The sequence below is a fragment of the Leptolyngbya sp. KIOST-1 genome, from assembly GCF_000763385.1.
Taxonomy (GTDB): domain Bacteria; phylum Cyanobacteriota; class Cyanobacteriia; order Phormidesmidales; family Phormidesmidaceae; genus Nodosilinea.
Genome location: NZ_JQFA01000002.1, coordinates 145,773 through 164,781, shown reverse-complemented (window position 1 = coordinate 164,781; position 19,009 = coordinate 145,773). Strand labels below are relative to the sequence as shown.

23 protein-coding genes and 2 pseudogenes are annotated in these 19,009 nt (G+C 55.7%); 8 read left to right on the top strand and 17 right to left on the bottom strand.

The annotated features are described in order from the left end of the window. Positions 1–101: 101 nt before the first annotated feature. Both NF78_RS00825 and NF78_RS00820 read right to left on the bottom strand, forming a co-directional pair. Positions 102–611 carry a hypothetical protein gene (locus NF78_RS00825; protein WP_035984370.1) on the bottom strand — a complete coding sequence of 170 codons (510 nt, stop codon included), beginning with the start codon at positions 609–611 and terminating at the stop codon, positions 102–104. Next, positions 608–1,732, bottom strand: coding sequence for a hypothetical protein (locus tag NF78_RS00820; protein WP_156119583.1), 1,125 nt, complete (start codon positions 1,730–1,732; stop codon positions 608–610). The genes NF78_RS00825 and NF78_RS00820 overlap by 4 nt, the downstream gene beginning before the upstream one ends. A 324-nt stretch (positions 1,733–2,056) precedes the next feature. Between NF78_RS00820 and mobF (NF78_RS00815) the strand changes: the two genes are divergently transcribed. From mobF (NF78_RS00815) to NF78_RS00810, 3 genes and pseudogenes are all read left to right on the top strand, one after another. Beyond that, a complete protein-coding gene (mobF, locus tag NF78_RS00815) occupies positions 2,057–3,367 on the top strand; it encodes a MobF family relaxase (RefSeq protein WP_035984368.1) in 1,311 nt (436 codons plus the stop codon). A 65-nt stretch (positions 3,368–3,432) separates the two neighbouring features. Then, positions 3,433–3,699, top strand: a pseudogene (locus NF78_RS32075) (transposase); the annotation flags it as partial. Beyond that, positions 3,673–4,215, top strand: a complete 543-nt coding sequence (locus tag NF78_RS00810; RefSeq protein WP_052050579.1) for an NADPH-dependent FMN reductase — start codon at positions 3,673–3,675, stop codon at positions 4,213–4,215. The pseudogene NF78_RS32075 and the gene NF78_RS00810, both read left to right, overlap by 27 nt. Positions 4,216–4,280: 65 nt before the next feature. Here NF78_RS00810 and NF78_RS00805 read toward each other — a convergent pair whose 3' ends face one another. The 4 genes from NF78_RS00805 to NF78_RS00795 all read right to left on the bottom strand — a co-directional run bounded on the left by NF78_RS00805 (position 4,281) and on the right by NF78_RS00795 (position 5,785). After that, positions 4,281–4,778 carry an FAD-dependent oxidoreductase gene (locus NF78_RS00805; protein ID WP_225885192.1) on the bottom strand — a complete coding sequence of 166 codons (498 nt, stop codon included), beginning with the start codon at positions 4,776–4,778 and terminating at the stop codon, positions 4,281–4,283. Positions 4,779–4,906: 128 nt separating this feature from the next. Next, the gene (locus tag NF78_RS30640; RefSeq protein ID WP_156119582.1) at positions 4,907–5,074 is read right to left on the bottom strand and encodes a hypothetical protein; all 168 of its coding nucleotides are present in this window, start codon (positions 5,072–5,074) and stop codon (positions 4,907–4,909) included. Positions 5,075–5,281: 207 nt separating this feature from the next. Continuing rightward, positions 5,282–5,470, bottom strand: a complete 189-nt coding sequence (locus tag NF78_RS00800; protein ID WP_035984366.1) for a hypothetical protein — start codon at positions 5,468–5,470, stop codon at positions 5,282–5,284. Positions 5,471–5,515: 45 nt separating this feature from the next. Further along, entirely contained in the window at positions 5,516–5,785 is a 270-nt protein-coding gene (locus NF78_RS00795) for an EAL domain-containing protein (RefSeq protein WP_035984364.1), read from the bottom strand. Positions 5,786–5,853: 68 nt separating this feature from the next. Here NF78_RS00795 and NF78_RS32070 point away from each other — a divergent pair. Continuing rightward, positions 5,854–6,120, top strand: a pseudogene (locus NF78_RS32070) (transposase); the annotation flags it as partial. After that, entirely contained in the window at positions 6,094–6,636 is a 543-nt protein-coding gene (locus tag NF78_RS00790; RefSeq protein ID WP_052050579.1) for an NADPH-dependent FMN reductase, read from the top strand. The pseudogene NF78_RS32070 and the gene NF78_RS00790, both read left to right, overlap by 27 nt. Positions 6,637–6,701: 65 nt before the next feature. Here NF78_RS00790 and NF78_RS00785 read toward each other — a convergent pair whose 3' ends face one another. After that, the gene (locus tag NF78_RS00785) at positions 6,702–7,199 is read right to left on the bottom strand and encodes an FAD-dependent oxidoreductase (RefSeq protein ID WP_225885192.1); all 498 of its coding nucleotides are present in this window, start codon (positions 7,197–7,199) and stop codon (positions 6,702–6,704) included. Between the two features lie 128 nt (positions 7,200–7,327). Further along, positions 7,328–7,618, bottom strand: coding sequence for a methyltransferase (locus tag NF78_RS00780; RefSeq protein ID WP_052049498.1), 291 nt, complete (start codon positions 7,616–7,618; stop codon positions 7,328–7,330). Between the two features lie 175 nt (positions 7,619–7,793). On the opposite strand from NF78_RS00780, the gene NF78_RS00775 reads away from it, so the two are divergent. Both NF78_RS00775 and NF78_RS00770 read left to right on the top strand, forming a co-directional pair. Then, on the top strand, positions 7,794–8,345 hold the full coding sequence (locus NF78_RS00775) for a hypothetical protein (protein ID WP_035984363.1): 552 nt from the start codon (positions 7,794–7,796) through the stop codon (positions 8,343–8,345). Continuing rightward, positions 8,342–8,728, top strand: coding sequence for a hypothetical protein (locus tag NF78_RS00770; protein WP_035984362.1), 387 nt, complete (start codon positions 8,342–8,344; stop codon positions 8,726–8,728). The genes NF78_RS00775 and NF78_RS00770 overlap by 4 nt, the downstream gene beginning before the upstream one ends. Before the next feature lie 17 nt (positions 8,729–8,745). Here NF78_RS00770 and NF78_RS00765 read toward each other — a convergent pair whose 3' ends face one another. From NF78_RS00765 to NF78_RS00740, 6 genes are all read right to left on the bottom strand, one after another. Beyond that, positions 8,746–9,111 carry a hypothetical protein gene (locus tag NF78_RS00765; RefSeq protein ID WP_035984360.1) on the bottom strand — a complete coding sequence of 122 codons (366 nt, stop codon included), beginning with the start codon at positions 9,109–9,111 and terminating at the stop codon, positions 8,746–8,748. Next, positions 9,102–9,323 (bottom strand): DUF5674 family protein, encoded by a 222-nt coding sequence (locus NF78_RS00760; RefSeq protein ID WP_263970521.1) that lies wholly within the window; start codon positions 9,321–9,323, stop codon positions 9,102–9,104. The genes NF78_RS00765 and NF78_RS00760 overlap by 10 nt, the downstream gene beginning before the upstream one ends. A gap of 255 nt (positions 9,324–9,578) precedes the next feature. After that, positions 9,579–9,830, bottom strand: a complete 252-nt coding sequence (locus NF78_RS28760; RefSeq protein ID WP_072015933.1) for a hypothetical protein — start codon at positions 9,828–9,830, stop codon at positions 9,579–9,581. A gap of 112 nt (positions 9,831–9,942) precedes the next feature. Then, positions 9,943–10,344, bottom strand: a complete 402-nt coding sequence (locus tag NF78_RS00750; protein ID WP_156119581.1) for a hypothetical protein — start codon at positions 10,342–10,344, stop codon at positions 9,943–9,945. A 7-nt stretch (positions 10,345–10,351) separates the two neighbouring features. Then, positions 10,352–10,861, bottom strand: a complete 510-nt coding sequence (locus tag NF78_RS00745) for a hypothetical protein (RefSeq protein ID WP_035984356.1) — start codon at positions 10,859–10,861, stop codon at positions 10,352–10,354. Positions 10,862–10,872: 11 nt separating this feature from the next. Beyond that, positions 10,873–11,973 carry a hypothetical protein gene (locus tag NF78_RS00740; RefSeq protein WP_156119580.1) on the bottom strand — a complete coding sequence of 367 codons (1,101 nt, stop codon included), beginning with the start codon at positions 11,971–11,973 and terminating at the stop codon, positions 10,873–10,875. A 326-nt stretch (positions 11,974–12,299) separates the two neighbouring features. Between NF78_RS00740 and mobF (NF78_RS00735) the strand changes: the two genes are divergently transcribed. Continuing rightward, the gene (gene mobF / locus NF78_RS00735) at positions 12,300–15,641 is read left to right on the top strand and encodes a MobF family relaxase (RefSeq protein ID WP_052049497.1); all 3,342 of its coding nucleotides are present in this window, start codon (positions 12,300–12,302) and stop codon (positions 15,639–15,641) included. A 630-nt stretch (positions 15,642–16,271) separates the two neighbouring features. On the opposite strand, the gene NF78_RS00730 is transcribed toward mobF (NF78_RS00735), so the two are convergent. The 3 genes from NF78_RS00730 to NF78_RS32065 all read right to left on the bottom strand — a co-directional run bounded on the left by NF78_RS00730 (position 16,272) and on the right by NF78_RS32065 (position 19,006). Beyond that, complete coding sequence (locus NF78_RS00730) at positions 16,272–16,673, bottom strand: fasciclin domain-containing protein (RefSeq protein WP_035988250.1); 402 nt, start codon at positions 16,671–16,673, stop codon at positions 16,272–16,274. A 558-nt stretch (positions 16,674–17,231) separates the two neighbouring features. Beyond that, positions 17,232–17,903 carry a glutathione S-transferase gene (locus tag NF78_RS00725; RefSeq protein WP_035984354.1) on the bottom strand — a complete coding sequence of 224 codons (672 nt, stop codon included), beginning with the start codon at positions 17,901–17,903 and terminating at the stop codon, positions 17,232–17,234. 152 nt (positions 17,904–18,055) lie between these two features. Further along, positions 18,056–19,006: a hypothetical protein gene (locus NF78_RS32065; RefSeq protein WP_225885191.1), complete on the bottom strand. Its 951-nt coding sequence runs from the start codon at positions 19,004–19,006 to the stop codon at positions 18,056–18,058. Positions 19,007–19,009 lie beyond the last annotated feature (3 nt).

Genomic DNA, 19,009 nt, shown 5'->3' with positions numbered 1-19,009 from the left:
GTAAGCCATAGCATCTTTGGCTGGCTCATTACCAACACTACGATAGAGCGGGCATAGCAGGCCATGGACATGAAGAAAAATAGGTAGATGCCACCCTTGCTTTAGTTACTGCTGGATGGGCCGGTGCTGCTAAGCACCTGGGCCAAGTCCCCCAGTTCACTACCATCCATATCTACTCCTTGCTCAAGGTTAGGCGCAGCCGTAGCCCGAGGAATTGGCGCACCAGACTGCAAGGCATCAGCAATCCTGGACAGGCACTGTTCAAGAACAGCTTCCAGACGGCTGAAGTCTCCAGCGGGTGCAGTAGGGCTGTTAGCCGTTGGATTGGTAATGTGGTAGCGATCGCACAAATCAGCAATCTGCTTCGCCAGTCGCTCCACACAATGCCGCGCCATTTCTTGAATCTCCGAGACCGATAGCTCGCCGTGGAACTCCTCCGCTAGGGGACGGTAGAACGCCATCATGGCATCCATCCCCTGCTGTCGGCCCTGACGACCGGTGAAGTGCGGATTGTTTAGCAGGTAATTCAGCACCACCGCTGTCGCCGCCGGGAACTGGGCGTTATAGATAAACTTGACCCGATCCGAATGGGTTTGTCCGTCCTGACTCATGACGCCACCCGCATCCGGTTCACATCGCCAAGCAGCGCCTGGAACAGACCAAAGCCATCGGTCATCCGCATCGGCAGTGAGGGCATTTCCACCGCTTCTGGCAGTTGAGCTTTGACCAGTTGAGTCAACGCTTCTTGATGCTCCCAGGCAAACGAGAGGCGGAGCGCAAACCCACGCTCTTCAAAGAACTGCCGCAACGGTTCTCGCATCAGGTAAGCGGCCCCGCCCGCTAACACCACATCCCCCTTGCCAGTGGCCAGACTCGGCAGCAGGTGATCGGTAAAGTGGGATTCTAAACTGGCCAGATACGCCGCTTCCACCTGGGCGATCGCCGCCGAGAAATCAACTGCCGTTCCTTTGGCCACCGAATACTGCTGCGCTTGCCCTGTCTCCAGCGCCCTCAGCAGCACGTCGTATTCTGTCACTGACACCCCCACCGCATTAGCCGCCTTCTCAAAGGACTCCCAAAAGCCAGGAAACTTGGAGGTGGATTTGGCTGAGTTCAGTGTCCCCGTTTCAAAGGCCAACTGAGTGCCATTGCGGTGTCCCAGCATCTCAATCCAGGTGGTGCGCTGGGCAATGGATACCCCAGATTGCTGAAGCTGAGCTTTGCGCTGGACGTAGATGCCATAGCCCTCGGGGCGGAAGCTGAGCGTTAGATTGACTCGATACTCTACCTCATCTTGAAATCGGAATCCTTGAGCCAAGGTCGTTAGTCGAGACGCGATCTGCTGACGGGTGGCCAATTCATTAATCGGCAACAGCACCCAGATCACTGCATCAAACCGAGCTGGAAAGCTTTCGGTTTTGGCGATCGCCCCCAGCGCCCCCACAATTCGTTCAGGAGCCTTCAGGCTCTTGTCTTCCTTGAAACTGTTGTAGTCGAGAAACCGCTGAGCTGCCTTGCCCACAAACGTCAACACCTCTCCATCCCTGTACCAAGCACAATCTTGCGGACGGCCTCCAGGGCTGATCGATTCGACCCCAGCGGCTTCGCGTTGGGCTACTTCCGCCTCCATCCACAGGGCATGGGTTTGCCCGTGGAGCAGCTTGTAGAAGAACTTGCCGCCCGACTTACCCAGGTCACAGGCCAATAAAAGCATCGGAGCATGAGAATTCATAGGACATTACCTAATCACTGACCCAATTATCAGCATTAAATCAGCTAAAACCGTGCAACTTTGCGAAACTTTGTGAAAAGCGCGAATCCAAACAAGAGAGAATGTGACCCTTTGGGATTGATGCCCGCAATGCTGACTGAGTGGAATATAATTTGTTGTATCAGGATGCTGCGCCCCTATCGGGGGCTTCGCGGAGAGGCCACACAGTACGCCAAGGTTTTGGCAAAAACCGGGCAACGGCCCTCCCCCTAGGGTTTCTACCGCTTTTGAAGACGCTATCGCTTTCGCTCCAGGGTGGCGTCATCTTTTTAACCCAGCTTCTCCATGCTTTCCACGAGCAACCTCTCTGCGGCTCAGGCGGAGACCTATTACACCCACGAGGACTATTACTCGGCGGAAGAAGCGGCTCACCCGACGAAGTGGGTGGGAAAGGGGGCTGCGTCGTTGGGGTTGGCTGGGGTTGTCAATCAGCAGGAATTCAGCCAAATGCTATCCGCGCAGGCTCCCGATGGGCGATCGCTGACGGGGAAAGTGGTTAACCCAGAAAAGCGGCGGGCGGCGACAGACTTTACCTTTAGCGCCCCCAAGAGTGTCAGCATTGCGGCTTTGGTGCAGCAGGACGAGCGGGTGTTGGAGGCGCATCATCAGGCGGTGGCGAAGACACTATCAGTTTTGGAGGAGCGCTACGCCCAGACGAGGGTTTCAACCGAGGCCGGACGGGCGAAGGTGACGACGGGGAATATCGCCGCAGCAGTGTTTACTCATTCCACCAGTCGGGAGGCGGAGCCGCAGCTGCACAGCCATTGTGTGGTGATGAATGCGACGCAGTTGGCCGATGGACGGTGGTTTAGTTTAAGCAATGAGGGGGCGATCGCCAACCAAAAGCTCCTGGGCCAGATTTACCAGAATGAGCTAGCCGTAGCCTTGAGGCAGCAGGGGTACCAGATTGAGCCCAAAGCCCATGGGCAGTTTGAACTGGCGGGATATTCGCCAGAGTTGCTAAAGGCCTTTTCGACCCGCAGACAACAAATCCTGAAGCTGATTGAGAAGTGGGAGACGACCGGCTCTGAGAACAACTGGGCCATGCGGGAGACAGCGACGTTGGTGTCACGGAAGCGGAAGCCCAAGGAGGTGGACGAGGGATTGCTACAGCGGGGGTGGAATGCGCTAATTCAGCTCAAGGGGCTAGAACTGCCGGAGCTGCCAGAAGGCAGTACCCCAGCAATTGGCGATCAGCCATCGGCTACTTCAGTAATTGACGCGGCAATCCAGCACTGTGGGGAACGGGAGTCGGTGTTTCGGCGGACGACGCTGGAGCGCTTTGTGTTTGAGCACGAGTTAGGGGTGCAGGGGTTTGAGGCGATTGAGGGAGCGATCGCCAACAGCCCTGAACTCATCCGGGTCGCCGACGGCAAATTCACAACCCAAACGGCGCTGAATCTGGAACTCGACACCATCCGCCTGATGCAGCAAGGACAGGGGCAGGTGGTACCGATTGTCCCCAGCAGTACCCAGGTGGACAGCCTGCTTAGCCATTCCCTGAACCCGGAGCAGCAAAACGCGGTGGAGATCGCAGCAACCACGCCGGATAACGTGATGGCCTGGCAGGGAGTAGCGGGGGCAGGCAAGACCTGAAGTGACCCCCGATTTTCGGACACAAGGCTAAGAGCAGTATCCTTGTTCCACAGGAGGGGGCAACTATGAGCGCAAACCGACGACAGTACACAGCTGAATTTAAGGCCAAAGTGGTGTTGCAAATGCTAATGGGAGAGAAAACGTCAGCCGAGATTTGCCGAAGCCACAAACTCCATTCCAGCGTGCTTAATCGCTGGCGAAAGGAATTTTTAGATCACGCGACCACGATATTTGAGGCCGATTCAGGCCATGAGGCTGACCAACAACGGATTGCCGAGCTGGAGCGATTGGTGGGCCAATTGACGATGAAATTAGAGATTGCAAAAAAAGCCTCGCAGTCCTTCAATCAACTGGCCCAGCGAGGCCACAATGCTATCTTTGCTGATGCCCTGGAGTACGACTTTGGCCTGCTCGATCGCATGTACAAAGAGCACGAGCCTGGTCAGGTTCCAGTCAAAATGGAGGAACTGGCTGAGCACATTCGTAGCGCCGATGGGTTTGTGGTGGTAACGGGCGAATACAACCACTCTGTTCAGCCGGGGCTGAGCAATTTGATGGATCACTTTCTGGAAGAGTACTACTTTCGCCCGGCGGGGATTGTGTCGTACTCGGTGGGGGGATTTGGCGGGGTGCGGGCCGCTGTGCACCTGCGGGTGATGCTGGGGGAGATGGGTATGCCCACCATTTCGTCGATGTTTGCGATCTCAAAGATTACCGAGGCGATCGACGCCGATGGCAAGGCCCAGGATGAGTCATTGATCAAACGCCTGGGTTCCTTTTTAGACGAGCTGGAGTGGTACGAAGAGGCCCTCAAGCGGCAGCGCGACGAAAAGGGAAGGCCCTTTTAGACAACTTGCGAGAGGGATGGTTTTCGACTCGAACCCTTCCAAAGAGGGAGGGTAGCTCTAAATTCCTACGGAATCATGAAAATTGTGGGCAATGAGAAGGTTGCGCCCAGGCTGGCCGAGCAGAGGTAGTGAATGTTGGGAGCAGCGGCGATCGCCCCTTGCAGCGCGGCCATTAGCACCCCGTGCTCGGCCCCGTAATACACGGCATCGGTGCCCAGGTCGGTGGGTAAAAACTGCACCACCCGACCGTAGTCCCCGTCGGAGAGCTGCACTTTGTCAAAGTGGCAAATGTGCGGCCCGATCTGGGGCCACAGCCCCAGGCCCTTAAAAATATCGGCTGAGGTCAGTGAAAAGGCGTAGGCCCGCTGCCGGGAAGCGGCCCCCGCCGCCGTTTGGGCTTCGATCACCGCCACCTGCAGGCCGCTGGGGGCCAGCGTTGCCGCCAGAGTCAGCCCCACAATGCCGCCGCCGACAATGGCCACATCGACCGCCAGTTCAGAGCGTAGATCCGCCGGGCGATCGGCGGAGACCGGAGAGCGAAAGTGAGGAGTGGTAGCGGTCATAGGGGCAGGGTTCACCGTGGCTATAGATCTATTCTGGCCCCATGATCTATCAGAAATCAAGGCTAGCCAGGGCAATGGCGAGGTTCGGATCGGCGGTTGAAAGGAGTTTCCCCAACGGTGGGCAATGCCTAATCCTGACCATACAACAGGTCCATATCCGGGGCTTCTGTGCAGTAGAAGTGCACCCAGACGTAGGCGTGTTGAAACAGGGCCACCGCCAGGGCCGCCTGAGACCCGATCAACAGAGCGATCGCCAATACGAACAAAAATGGAATGAACAACAAAAGAAAAAGCATGATATAAAAGAGTAGATCTCTTAATTCCCTTGATCTACTGTCCGAATCTAAGGGTTCACTTCAAGTTATGCGCTAGAGATGGGTGACTGAAGCCACTGTGGTACCTCTAAGTTTTGAATTATCGACTGGGAAAGAGGGGCGATCGCCTTCCATAGCGCCCAGGGGCAGTGGCTTAGCAATGGGGCCGTCTCAGCGTTGCCGAGGGTTTTACCCCCGCAACAGCCGTAATCCGCTCAGGGTGACCATCACCGTTGAGCCTTCATGGCCCAATACCCCAAAGGGCAGCGTGATATTTCCGGCAAAATTGAGCCCGAGCAAACCCACCACAAAACCGAGGGCAAAGACAATGTTTTGCTTCACCACCCGCTGGGCGCGACGCCCCAAAATGTGGGACATGCTTAAACCCTTGACGTCTAGGCTATTGAGATAGTGGAAATAGCGTCACCGTGGGGTGCCAGTGCAGATTAGCGGTTGGGGGTGGCCCAGGCCGTAGCCCTGGGCAAAGTCTACGCCGAGGGCGGTGATGCAATCGAAAATGGCGGTGTTTTCGACATACTCAGCGATGGTTTTGAGGCCCATGACGCCACCGATGGTGCTGATGGCTTTGACCATAGCGTGGTCAACCTGGTCTTCGAGGATGTCTTTGACAAAGCCGCCGTCGATTTTGAGGTAGTCCACGGGCAGGGTTTTGAGGTAGGCAAAGGAGGACATTGAAGTGACCCCCGATTTTCGGACACAAGGCTAAGAGCAGTATCCTTGTTCCACAGGAGGGGGCAACTATGAGCGCAAACCGACGACAGTACACAGCTGAATTTAAGGCCAAAGTGGTGTTGCAAATGCTAATGGGAGAGAAAACGTCAGCCGAGATTTGCCGAAGCCACAAACTCCATTCCAGCGTGCTTAATCGCTGGCGAAAGGAATTTTTAGATCACGCGACCACGATATTTGAGGCCGATTCAGGCCATGAGGCTGACCAACAACGGATTGCCGAGCTGGAGCGATTGGTGGGCCAATTGACGATGAAATTAGAGATTGCAAAAAAAGCCTCGCAGTCCTTCAATCAACTGGCCCAGCGAGGCCACAATGCTATCTTTGCTGATGCCCTGGAGTACGACTTTGGCCTGCTCGATCGCATGTACAAAGAGCACGAGCCTGGTCAGGTTCCAGTCAAAATGGAGGAACTGGCTGAGCACATTCGTAGCGCCGATGGGTTTGTGGTGGTAACGGGCGAATACAACCACTCTGTTCAGCCGGGGCTGAGCAATTTGATGGATCACTTTCTGGAAGAGTACTACTTTCGCCCGGCGGGGATTGTGTCGTACTCGGTGGGGGGATTTGGCGGGGTGCGGGCCGCTGTGCACCTGCGGGTGATGCTGGGGGAGATGGGTATGCCCACCATTTCGTCGATGTTTGCGATCTCAAAGATTACCGAGGCGATCGACGCCGATGGCAAGGCCCAGGATGAGTCATTGATCAAACGCCTGGGTTCCTTTTTAGACGAGCTGGAGTGGTACGAAGAGGCCCTCAAGCGGCAGCGCGACGAAAAGGGAAGGCCCTTTTAGACAACTTGCGAGAGGGATGGTTTTCGACTCGAACCCTTCCAAAGAGGGAGGGTAGCTCTAAATTCCTACGGAATCATGAAAATTGTGGGCAATGAGAAGGTTGCGCCCAGGCTGGCCGAGCAGAGGTAGTGAATGTTGGGAGCAGCGGCGATCGCCCCTTGCAGCGCGGCCATTAGCACCCCGTGCTCGGCCCCGTAATACACGGCATCGGTGCCCAGGTCGGTGGGTAAAAACTGCACCACCCGACCGTAGTCCCCGTCGGAGAGCTGCACTTTGTCAAAGTGGCAAATGTGCGGCCCGATCTGGGGCCACAGCCCCAGGCCCTTAAAAATATCGGCTGAGGTCAGTGAAAAGGCGTAGGCCCGCTGCCGGGAAGCGGCCCCCGCCGCCGTTTGGGCTTCGATCACCGCCACCTGCAGGCCGCTGGGGGCCAGCGTTGCCGCCAGAGTCAGCCCCACAATGCCGCCGCCGACAATGGCCACATCGACCGCCAGTTCAGAGCGTAGATCCGCCGGGCGATCGGCGGAGACCGGAGAGCGAAAGTGAGGAGTGGTAGCGGTCATAGGGGCAGGGTTCACCGTGGCTATAGATCTATTCTGGCCCCATGATCTATCAGAAATCAAGGCTAGCCAGGGCAATGGCGAGGTTCGGATCGGCGGTTGAAAGGAGTTTCCCCAACGGTGGGCAATGCCTAATCCTGACCATACAACAGGTCCATATCCGGGGCTTCTGTGCAGTAGAAGTGCACCCAGACGTAGGCGTGTTGAAACAGGGCCACCGCCAGGGCCGCCTGAGACCCGATCAACAGAGCGATCGCCCACAGGCCCAGAAAGGCAAAGACATACATGGCATTGCCGCTCCAGGCAAAGGCTCCCTGCTGTACCAGCGGCATGGTCCGGTAGTGCGATCGAAAGTGGTCGCCGCCAATGGCGCGGGGAAAGAATACGAACAAAAATGGAATGAACAACAAAAGAAAAAGCATGATATAAAAGAGTAGATCTCTTAATTCCCTTGATCTACTGTCCGAATCTAAGGGTTCACTTCAAAGATCGCCCCTTCGATAGTGGTAGAGCACTTGACTGTCAATCGAGTGGTCATCAGTAATTTGCTGCGCAAGGGGTAGGATTATAAGGCTTCAGCTAGGCTAAGCCCCCAAAATGCCTCAGTTACCCGAATCACAATCTATATTGAACCTTTCTGAATTGGAGAAGGGCTTACCGGCTATCACCCCGGCTTTTGGAGCCGCCCTCGCAGAAGCCGGGGCAATTTGCCTCAGTGAGCAGGGGCATCAGCCTGGCGTTGCCCTTGAGGTAGAAGGCAGCTTTTCCGACGCCTTTGTACTCTTGTGGCCCCAGGTCACCGATCAAATGCGTCGCTGCTGGAATGATCAGGATTACACCACTGAGCAAGGGGCTTATGGTGTTGCACTGATTTTGATCCAGCGACTTACCAGCTTCACGGTTGTGGAGCGCTCTCGTCGGGGAACCGGCTTTGATTATTGGTTGGGGAATGTGTCCGATTCAGCTGAATTGCCCTTTGAGAAATCTGCTCGACTGGAGGTGTCCGGCATTCGTCGGGGCGAACGGCGGCAGGTTCGCTCCAGAGTTACACTGAAAGGGGGACAGGTACAGGCCGTCGACGACCTCTCACTAGCCTACGTTGCGGTCATTGAGTTTAGTCAGCCTTTAGCTTGGGTTGTGGAGCAATGAGTCAGGTTCAAGACCTTCACCGGCAAGCGATGGATTTGGCCGAGCAGGCCGACCTAAAAAGGCTGCGCGGAGATACGTCCCAGGTTCAGGATCTGCTGCGGCAAGCGTTGGAATTAGAAGCCGAGGCAGCGGACATGGTAGCTAATGATGTGACGGCTGAGCCGACCCGCTCTGTCTTGCACCGTAGTGCAGCCACCCTAGCCGTCGAGTGTGGCGAGTTGTCCTTGGCGGAGAAGTTAATAGCCAGAGCTTTAGCTGGTGCGCCTCCATCGGATATTGCTTCAGAACTGAAAGACTTGTTTATTCAGATTAACCTGCGCAATTATCTCGATCGCCAGGGGGTGACGCTGACAGAAGATCAGTTGCAACTTTTGTCGCGCTGATTGGGCTGCGATCGCCCTTAACTGGCCAATAACTCCCCCTGGCCGTGAATGCGGTCGCACCACTGCTGAGCCAGCACCGCCATCTCCTGACGCTTAGCCTCATTGGCCCACAACTCAGACCAGCCCAGCTTCCATCGACTCAGCAACCGTTGCAGGTCAACTAAATCACTGGCAAAGGCGATGTCGGTTTCCAGATTAATGCCAAGCACCGCCCACTCAATAAAGAACTGACTTTCCCTAACCAGGTGCTGGGCCACTGACTCCTGGGTACAACTGCGAGCCAGAACCTGAATGCGCGTCAAGTTCAGCGCCAGACTGTCGAACTGAGTCGCCTGGCTAGCCTGGAGGTACTGCGCCTTGAGAATGTCCCAGTTTATGGCCATTGAACGTCGCCCAACAGAGACTGCACTAGCTGACGGATATCATCCCGCAAACCAGAATCTTGAATCGTCATCGAACGGTTATTGGCGCTAGGGCGAATGTTGATCAGCGCCTCATAGCCCACCGTCTGGCTGAGCGGATACCAATCTGCCCCCCAGACATAGCGCTGCTGGCTGCCATCCTCTAGCAGAACTATCTCGCAATCGGCGTGCAATTCGCCTCCTCCAGCCAGGATGAGGCTTTCAACATAATGTAAATTCCCAACGCCTCCAGCATCTGACGCATCTGCTCAGGTTCCGCTCTTTGGCGAATGATGTGGACCATAACGCACTAACTCACAGTACTGAACAAGTGTACTGCTTCCCATCCATCTCGGGTGCATTCGTTCCTGCACCATAGCCCCATCCAAAGCTTCGCAGCATTTCCGGAACCAGGCTCCAAGCCGACTCCTAATTCAGCACCAAAACTACTATCGTTTTCGCTGCTGATTGCTCAAAAGTCCTTGCTGATAGGTCTGGATGGCCTTCAGGTGAGCATTTGGGTTACCCCGATTCTGCACCCAATCCTTGAGCAGATCCAGGTTATGGCGCACACAGCGACTATTAATCCTGACCCAATGGACGCCCTCAATCCACTCGCCATTGAGCCGATACTTTTTCAACGTCGAATCACTCAGGCTCAAGCATTCGGAAGCCTGACGCTTATTGACAAAGAGCTGCATCACTCCAACTCCTGACTAACGTACTGGGACACAATTCCTGAAGGGTGGGTAGAACCTGATTTGAAAAACTCTGTGGATAGAAATGGTTAGAACAGCTGAAATCAAAGCTGTCCTAGTCCAACTCCATCCCCGGTTGCTGCTGCGGTCTGGGTCTGGACACCTGCTGCTGAGCCGACGGCGTCACCCGCAACTGCTGCAGCATCTTAATCACCGTTCCCTTGGCATACTGCGTCATCGGCGCAGCCGGTACGCGATTGTGATGGATCTGGTGCTGAATGTACGGGCTCTGAAGCAACAGCACCGCCACCTCTTTTGGGGTAAGCCCCGCCTTGAGGCCTTGGAGCGCTACTGCATCATCCAGCTTGATGGCCGCCCAATCATTGTCCGCAAACTGTTGATAGAGTCTGGTGTAGTCCAGGCTCTCCTCGCCAATCACCTCTCGCGCCAGCGTCAGGTATTGCTGCCGGGCTTGGTGTCCTGCCTCAGTTTCCGGAGTTTTGGGAGTTAGTTCCATCGTCATCCTACTTAGCTGGAGAGGCGGTTAACCCGGCAAACATGGCATCATCGACACCCACTCCTTCGAGCGAAGCAGGAGTGGCAGATCCACCTGATGGGTGACTCTGAGGCATCGTAATCGCTCCTGACTCCACCAGATTCAACATGGCCGCAGTCACCGCCTGCTGAATCATCTCCTGCAGTTGCTCCTGCTGCGGGGTGTTTTCCGTCTTGGGCGGCTCCACCCCAAAGGTGTCGCTAATCAGCGCCATCTGATGGGCCAACGCCTCCATCGACTCTCGCGCCAGGGCATGGAGGTCTTCCTCGGTAGCATCCGTACAGGCCTGGTAGGCAAACGGTTTCCAGAAGGCCGACATCGCATCTAACCCCTTGTGCTTGCCTTCGCGACTCGACATCAGCGGATTGTCGATCAGGTAGCGAAACACCACCCCAATCGCCATCTCCCGGTCAGCATTGTAGGCAAACTGAATGCGCTGGCGATCGCTTTTGGTTCCCGTCCCGGCTTTGCGTGGCATGACCGTCTCCTCTAGGGGGCAACCGGCGTCGATGAGCCGATGAGTCCTAAGAATAAACCATAACCATCCGCCATTCGACCGGCCAGGGTGGGATTCTGGCTAAATTCTGGCAGAGTACTAACCACCTGGGTTAAGGCAGCATCGGTGCCGTCGATGAACTCCACCCGCCCCAGCGACCGAAGGTCGTCAAAGAAGTCCACCAGCGGCTCGTAAATCATGCGAGAGGCCCCACCACTAATCACCACATCGACCGAATGCTCTGTTATCCGCTTTAGCAGGTTATCGCGCAGATAGGTCATTACAGCTTTGCGGTAGAGGGTTTGCACCGCAGAAACGGCCTCTGAGAAATCCACCACCCCAGCCTGGGACGGAGCGACCTGGTGAGGGTCACCCGAACTTAGGGCTCGCATCAAAGCAGGGTAATCGGGGGTGGTTACTCCAGCTGACCGTGCTCCTTTTTCAAAGAAAAACCAAAAGCCAGGGCCATCTGAGTTGGTGCCGTTCATGTTCAGTGTGCCGTTGTCAAAGGCCAGCAGCGACAGGTTACGGTGACCCATCATCATGACCGTGGTGCGGCGTTGCTCAATCACCTCGCCGATTCGAGCCAGGTGCTGCTTACGGATGAGATAGAGGCCAAAGCCTTCGGGATAGCACTTGAAGGTCAGATCCACCTGCTGGAATTTCCCGCGACAGGTAAAGCCCTTTTGACACAGATCTCTGAATCGAGTCACGATCACTGACTGAGTCGAGAATTCACCCAACGGTAGGGCCAGCCAGACCACGGCCTGATAGCGACTGGGCAACTGTTCAAGTTCGGCGATTACCCCCAACGCTGCCGCCAGTTTATAAACCGCCTGCTCATACTTTTTAGCGGACAGGCTATTCATCTCCAAGAACGCTTTAGCCGCTTCACCCACCATTACTACATCATTATCCAACTCTAACCAAGCCATGTCTTGAGGACGACCAGCGGTACTCACCCCGGATAGAACGACTGAAGATAACCCATCTGCCACTTCCGCTCCCATCCAAATCGGAGCGCATTGATCTAATTGGACCTGGTAGAACAGCTTGGAGGCCGACGAGCCTAGATCAGCGGCTAACTGAACCATAGGGGGGATAACTGCAGAAAGTTTCATTGTGAAACCTAGAACGCTACTCCTTCACCATAGGGCTATCTAACCTCAAAGGATTCAAAAGGTTAATTAAATTTACTTTTAAGCCAGAAATGCTCGAAAAATGGTTATACAATGTTAGCTAGATCAGGTCATGTTCTCAGTGCTACGCCCCCTCTGAGGGGCTTCGCGGAAAGGCTACACAGTACGCCAGGGTTTTGGCAAAAACCGGGCAACGGCCCTCCCCCCAGGGTTTCTACCGTTTTTGAAGACGCTGCCGCTCTCGCCTCAGGGTGGCGTCATATTTTTAACCCAGCTTCTCCATGCTTTCCACGAGCAACCTCTCCGCCGCTCAAGCGGAGACCTACTACACCCACGAGGACTATTACTCGGCAGAAGAAGCGGCTCATCCGACAAAGTGGGTGGGGAAAGGGGCTGCGTCGTTGGGGTTGGCTGGGATTGTCAATCAGCAGGAATTCAGCCAGATGCTTTCTGGGCAGGCTCCGGACGGGCGATCGCTGATGGGGAAGGTGGTCGATCCAGAAAAGCGGCGGGCGGCAACAGACTTTACCTTTAGTGCCCCCAAGAGCGTCAGCATCGCAGCCCTGGTGCAGCAGGATGAGCGGGTGTTGGCGGTCCATCATCAGGCGGTCGCGAAGGCGCTGTCGGTGTTGGAAGAGCGCTATGCCCAAACTCGAATTTCGACAGAAGCAGGGAGAACCAAGGTGACGACAGGGAATATCGCCGCAGCGGTGTTCACTCATTCCACCAGCCGGGAGGCGGAGCCGCAGTTGCATAGCCATTGTGTGGTGATGAATGCGACGCAGCTGGAGGATGGGCGGTGGTTTAGTTTGAGCAATGAGGGGGCGATCGCCAACCAAAAGCTCCTCGGCCAGATCTACCAGAATGAACTGGCCGTCGCGCTGAGGCAGCAGGGCTACCAGATTGAGCCGAAGGCTCATGGACAGTTTGAGCTGGCTGGGTATTCTCCAGAACTGCTCAAGGCATTCTCGACCCGCAGGCAGCAAATCCTCAAGCTGATCGAGGAATGGGAGGCGACGGGGTCTGAGAACAACCGAGCCATGCGGGAGACAGCCACATTGGTATCGCGGAAACGGAAGCCCAAAGAGGTGGACGAGGGACTTCTACAGCGGGGATGGAATGCCCTGATTCAATTGAAAGGCTTGGAGCTGCCGGAGTTGCCTGAAGGCGTTGCCCTGTTACCTGAGACATTCTCATCGGCTAAATCGGTAATTGACGCGGCGATCCAGCACTGCGGAGAGCGGGAGTCGGTGTTTCGGCGGACGATGCTGGAGCGGTTTATCTTTGAACACGAGCTGGGGGTGCAGGGGTTTGAGGCGATTGAGGGAGCGATCGCCCACAGCCCCGAACTTATCCGAGTCGCCGACGGCAAGTTCACCACCCAGACAGCACTCAATCTGGAACTCAACACCATTCGTCTGATGCAGCAGGGCCGGGGGCAGGTGGGTGCAATTGTCCCCAGCGGTACCCAGTTGGACAGCCTGGCTAGCCATTCCCTGAACCCGGAGCAGCAAAACGCGGTGGAGATGGCGGCGACTACACCAGATAGCGTGATGGCGTGGCAAGGCGTAGCGGGGGCAGGCAAAACCTATGCCTTGAGTGTGTTGAAAGAGTTGACTCAGGGGCAGGGGTACGACATCCAAGGGCTAGCCCCTAGTGCTGAAGCCGCCCATGTGCTGGGGGAATCGCTAGGAATTGAAACCACTACGGTCGCTGGGCTTTTGGTGTCCCAACCGTTGGATGCCCCCCCAAATCCAACGCTCTGGATTGTGGATGAGGCGGGATTGTTGAGCATGAAGGATGCTCATGCTCTCTTGCGACGAGCGACGTTGGAGCAAGCACGAGTCCTTCTGGTCGGGGACACCCGGCAACTCTCAGCGGTGGAGGCAGGCAATCCCTTCAAGAGTTTGCAGGCGAGGGGGATGGCGACGGCGTATCTGGAGACCCATCGGCGGCAGCAGAATGGGGTGCTGCGATCGGCTGTGGAGCTGGTGGCTCAGGGGCAGGTCAGTGAAGGCATTGAGCTATTGGCCCAAGCGGGCTACGTCAAAGAAGAGGCTCAAGCTCAGTCGAGGATTCAGCAGGTGGCCACCGATTACCTTGCACTGACGGTAGAGGAGCGGGAGGCCTCGCTGGTGCTGGCGGGGACGAATGTGGAACGGTTGGCTCTGACTCAGGCGATGCGATCGGGATTGCAGGAGCAGGGTGCTTTGGGCGCAGATGGCTTTGTGATGCAGAGCTTACGGCGGAAGGATCTGACTACGGCTCAGGCCAGCTATCTCAAGGCTTATGTACCGGGTGATGTGCTGGTGCCAATTCAGGACTATCGGAAGCAGGGGTTGATTCGAGGGGAGCAGTACCGAGTGATTGCAGTGAATCCCGAGGCTCAGCAGGTGGTGCTGGAGACGCCGAGTGGATCAGTACTGTCGGTTGATCCAGCAGCTTGCCCGCGCAAGACAATGTACACGACGCAAGCGATTCCGATCGCAGTGGGCGACAAGCTCAAGTGGACGCGCAATAACTCCAAAGCCGGAATTCGCAATGGGCAGGGGTTCATGGTGACGGGGCTAGATGCCGATGGGACGGCGACGATTCGAGATGCGGCGGGCCAAACCTCCACTGTCAACCTGAGTGGGAACCAGCACATCGACTACGCCTGGGTGAGCACCACCTACAGCAGCCAGGGTAAGACAGCAGAGCGGGTGCTGGCGCTGCTGGGCGAAACAACGAATCGAGAAGCCTTTTATGTAGCGATTTCTAGGGCTAAGCAGGCAGTGACGTTGTACACCACCAGCCAGGCCGACTTGGTGCGGCTGGCCCAGGTGTCGCGGGCCAAGGAGAACGTGAGTGACTACGTGCCCTTAACTCAACAGGTGATTAACCATGGACAATTACTCCAACGGGAACAACGGGAACCAGAGCCTATCCCCAGCTTTGACCCCAGAGCAGTGGGAGAGCGTATTGGGAACCGTGTTGCGGAGCAGCTTAGAGCCGCTGCGGGCCGAGATCTGCGTGAACACGCAGCGAGTGCTCCACCTCGAAGACCACGTCCAGACCTTGGGCGAGGATTTGGCGATGTGGCCGCAGTCCTGGAACCAGAGCTTGGGGTGCTTGGTCGAGCAATTGCAGCGTATCGTCAGCGACGAGACCTCCTCCGATGCACAGGCGACCTTGCAGGAGCAGTTGAGGCTGTTAATTGCGGCTTTGAGCAGTTGGAACGGGCAGCTCAAGACCGAGTTGGCCTTGCAGCAGCAGTTGATCTCGTCGCTAGAGCGGTTGGACGGACGGTTGGACGAGAGCAGCAAAAGCTAGAGGCCCCCGAACCGAAGGTGATAAACATGAGGGAGCAGCTTCTAGCGCGGTGGGAGCGCTACTCGGCGGAGTTGCCGTCAGCGAGTTTGGAGTTGCGGGTGGCCCAGCGAGCGTTGCGGGATGGGTGCTCGGCTAAGGAGGTGACGCTGATGCTGGTGGCAGGGAGTGAGACGGTAAGGCTGATTCACGATCGCCAGGGTAGAAAGGATGCGATCGCATTCGCCCAGCACTTGGTTGCCGTTGCTAGCAATCACCAAACCCTATCGATAGTTACGAAGCACTATAGCTATGGGCTGGAGATAGGTGACTGACAAGATTTGAAAGGTTGATGTGTCCTAACTGTAAATCGAATCCAAGATTAACGGATTCATTACATGAGCTTGACTACATGGTCGCTAGGATGAATGGCAGGTTAAGGTAAAAACTCACTTGTCAACAATGTTTCAGGCTTTTCTGAACATCCCAGTAAACAAGGTATTGAGCTTTTTGAGTGTAAATACTCACTGAAGTATTCTGACTATCCAGGTTTATATCTAGAGTCTGATGCTTTTGCCACCACCATATCTAGTGCTTGACAGAACCTGAAAAAGAGTGACCTGCCACCCATCGGTCGCTAGTGAGACTTCCTCGCACAATGGCCTGTGCTATGGCTGCCCATCGGTCAGTATTTGACCAAGACTCGGGCTTTGATCATATGAGCCAACATATCAGTGGGCTATTGCTGAGTGAAAACAAAACATAGCAAGGGATTCATAGCCAGTGGGTATTTTCGGCGGAGCAGCGGTCAGTCGTCGGGAGCTCTGGAAAGCAGGAGGCGATAGTCAAGACCGGCCCAGAGGGTTATCGCATTTACCCAGCATCATGCTGTACTCATTCCGAACATTAAAGCAAGAAAGCGTCACCCAGGGGTAGGGCGCGATCGCGCCCTACCCCTAGCTAGCCTAGGCGGGCATAAGCACGGTATCGATGATGTGAATAACACCGTTGTCGGCGGCCACATCGGCAGTGGTTACCGTAGAGTCGTTGACTTTTACCCCATTAGAGGCGTCGATGTTAACATCGGTGCCCTGGACGGTAGTGGCGGTCTTGAGCTTAGAGACATCCGTAGCCATGACCTTGCCGGAGACGACATGATAGGTGAGAATTTTCTTCAGCTTAGCGGTGTCTTTTAGCAACCCGTCTACGGTGCCTTCGGGTAGCTTAGCAAAGGCGTCGTCGGTGGGAGCAAAAACGGTGAATGGGCCTTTACCTTTGAGGGTATCGACCAGGCCAGCGGCCTTAACAGCAGCCACAAGGGTACTAAATGAACCAGCACTTACGGCAGTATCTACAATGTCAGCCATGGGGGTTACCTTAGTTTGTACTTCAGTTAACGAGGTCATCTGTCACGAATGAGCGGCTAACAATTACTACTGTGACAGCCCCATGGTTGATTTCGAGGTGTATTCGTTGTCTGAGAAATAAACAGAGCGGATGCCCGCCTGAAGCCCACCGACAAAGCCTGGCCCGCCTAGGTCGTTTCCTAGATCTTGGCTGGCCCCTGAATAGAGGGAGCTATAGCCAGGGTCTGGGCTCCATGCCGCATCGCGGCAATATCTGCCTCTGCTCAGTTACGAGAGATTGGCAGTAGTGGGCAACCAGCAACCCCCAAAGATCGTCGGCATCGCGATCGGAAGGAAAGGGTAGTTGCACAAGTCGAACCGCTGTAACCGCTGGTGAGCTAACGACTGTTTTATTTTAACCAGCCTGGCGGAGACCGTTTGAGCCACACAGCTTTGCGCAGCTTTTTGGCCCCTTGCCCTAGCCGGGGACCAGTGGGCAACAGCAGCCCCTGCTAAAAACCCAGCCCATTGTCTCAATCGATAGCGTTGTCGTCCATCACACCCAACGTTGCGTGCCGTTCAACTCAAAAGCTCATATTTGCCGCCCCGCTCCAGGGCTTTTTGGTAGGCCGGGCGGGTGTGGATACGATCTAAGAATGCCATGAGTTTGGGGCGGCTGGCGTCTAGCCCCGCCCGAGTTGCCGCCGCCTCTAGGGGAAAGCTGAGCTGAATGTCGGCGGCGGTAAAGTCTTCCCCAGCAAACCAGGGGCTCTTGCCCAGTTCCGCCTCCATAAAGTCGAGGTGCTGAGTAATTTGAGGATTGATAAACGAGTCTTTAACTTTGCTGACGATTCCTCGGGCGACGGGTTTGGCAAAGAAGGGCATCGGGCTGTGCTCAATTTTGTCAAAGATGAGCTTGATCAGCAGCGGCGGCATGGCCGACCCCTCGGCGTAGTGCAGCCAGTAGGTGTAGCGCAGGCGCTCAGGGGTTCCAGGAGCCGGAATCAGTCGCCCATCGCCGTAGCGATCGACCAAATATTCGACGATTGCCCCCGATTCGGCCAGGGTCAGGTCGCCATCGGTAATCACTGGCGATTTGCCGAGGGGATGCACCTGCCGCAGCGACGGCGGAGCCAGCATGGTCTCTGGGTCGCGCTCATAGCGCTTGACCTCGTAGGACAGGCCCAGTTCTTCGAGCAGCCAGAGCACCCGCTGGGAGCGGGAGTTGTTTAAGTGGTGAACGGTAATCATCGCGTAGCGTTCCTCGGTTGGTCATTTAGCCATACCCCATCTGACGGCTTTTAACAGCCCTCTAACGGTAGATAGCCCCATGGATGGTGGTTCGAAAGAACTCTCCCTCTAGGCTCAAACCGCTCACGGCCAAAGTATGAGCCCACCCGCTTCTAAAACAGGATATTGGTGAGCTGTGACTGAATTTCAGCCGAATGGCACTGACATAAGAGAGCAGAAAAGGCTTCAAGCGCTTGATCTGTAAAGATCGAAGCGTCGAAGCCCAAAACCATGCCTCTATGATGCCGAATCGTGCGGAAGTCCTCAAGGAGAAATACCAAAACAGTATAATGCTCTGTTATCCGCTTTAGCAGGTTATCGCGCAGATAGGTCATTACAGCTTTGCGGTAGAGGGTTTGCACCGCAGAAACGGCCTCTGAGAAATCCACCACCCCAGCCTGGGACGGAGCGACCTGGTGAGGGTCACCCGAACTTAGGGCTCGCATCAAAGCAGGGTAATCGGGGGTGGTTACTCCAGCTGACCGTGCTCCTTTTTCAAAGAAAAACCAAAAGCCAGGGCCATCTGAGTTGGTGCCGTTCATGTTCAGTGTGCCGTTGTCAAAGGCCAGCAGCGACAGGTTACGGTGACCCATCATCATGACCGTGGTGCGGCGTTGCTCAATCACCTCGCCGATTCGAGCCAGGTGCTGCTTACGGATGAGATAGAGGCCAAAGCCTTCGGGATAGCACTTGAAGGTCAGATCCACCTGCTGGAATTTCCCGCGACAGGTAAAGCCCTTTTGACACAGATCTCTGAATCGAGTCACGATCACTGACTGAGTCGAGAATTCACCCAACGGTAGGGCCAGCCAGACCACGGCCTGATAGCGACTGGGCAACTGTTCAAGTTCGGCGATTACCCCCAACGCTGCCGCCAGTTTATAAACCGCCTGCTCATACTTTTTAGCGGACAGGCTATTCATCTCCAAGAACGCTTTAGCCGCTTCACCCACCATTACTACATCATTATCCAACTCTAACCAAGCCATGTCTTGAGGACGACCAGCGGTACTCACCCCGGATAGAACGACTGAAGATAACCCATCTGCCACTTCCGCTCCCATCCA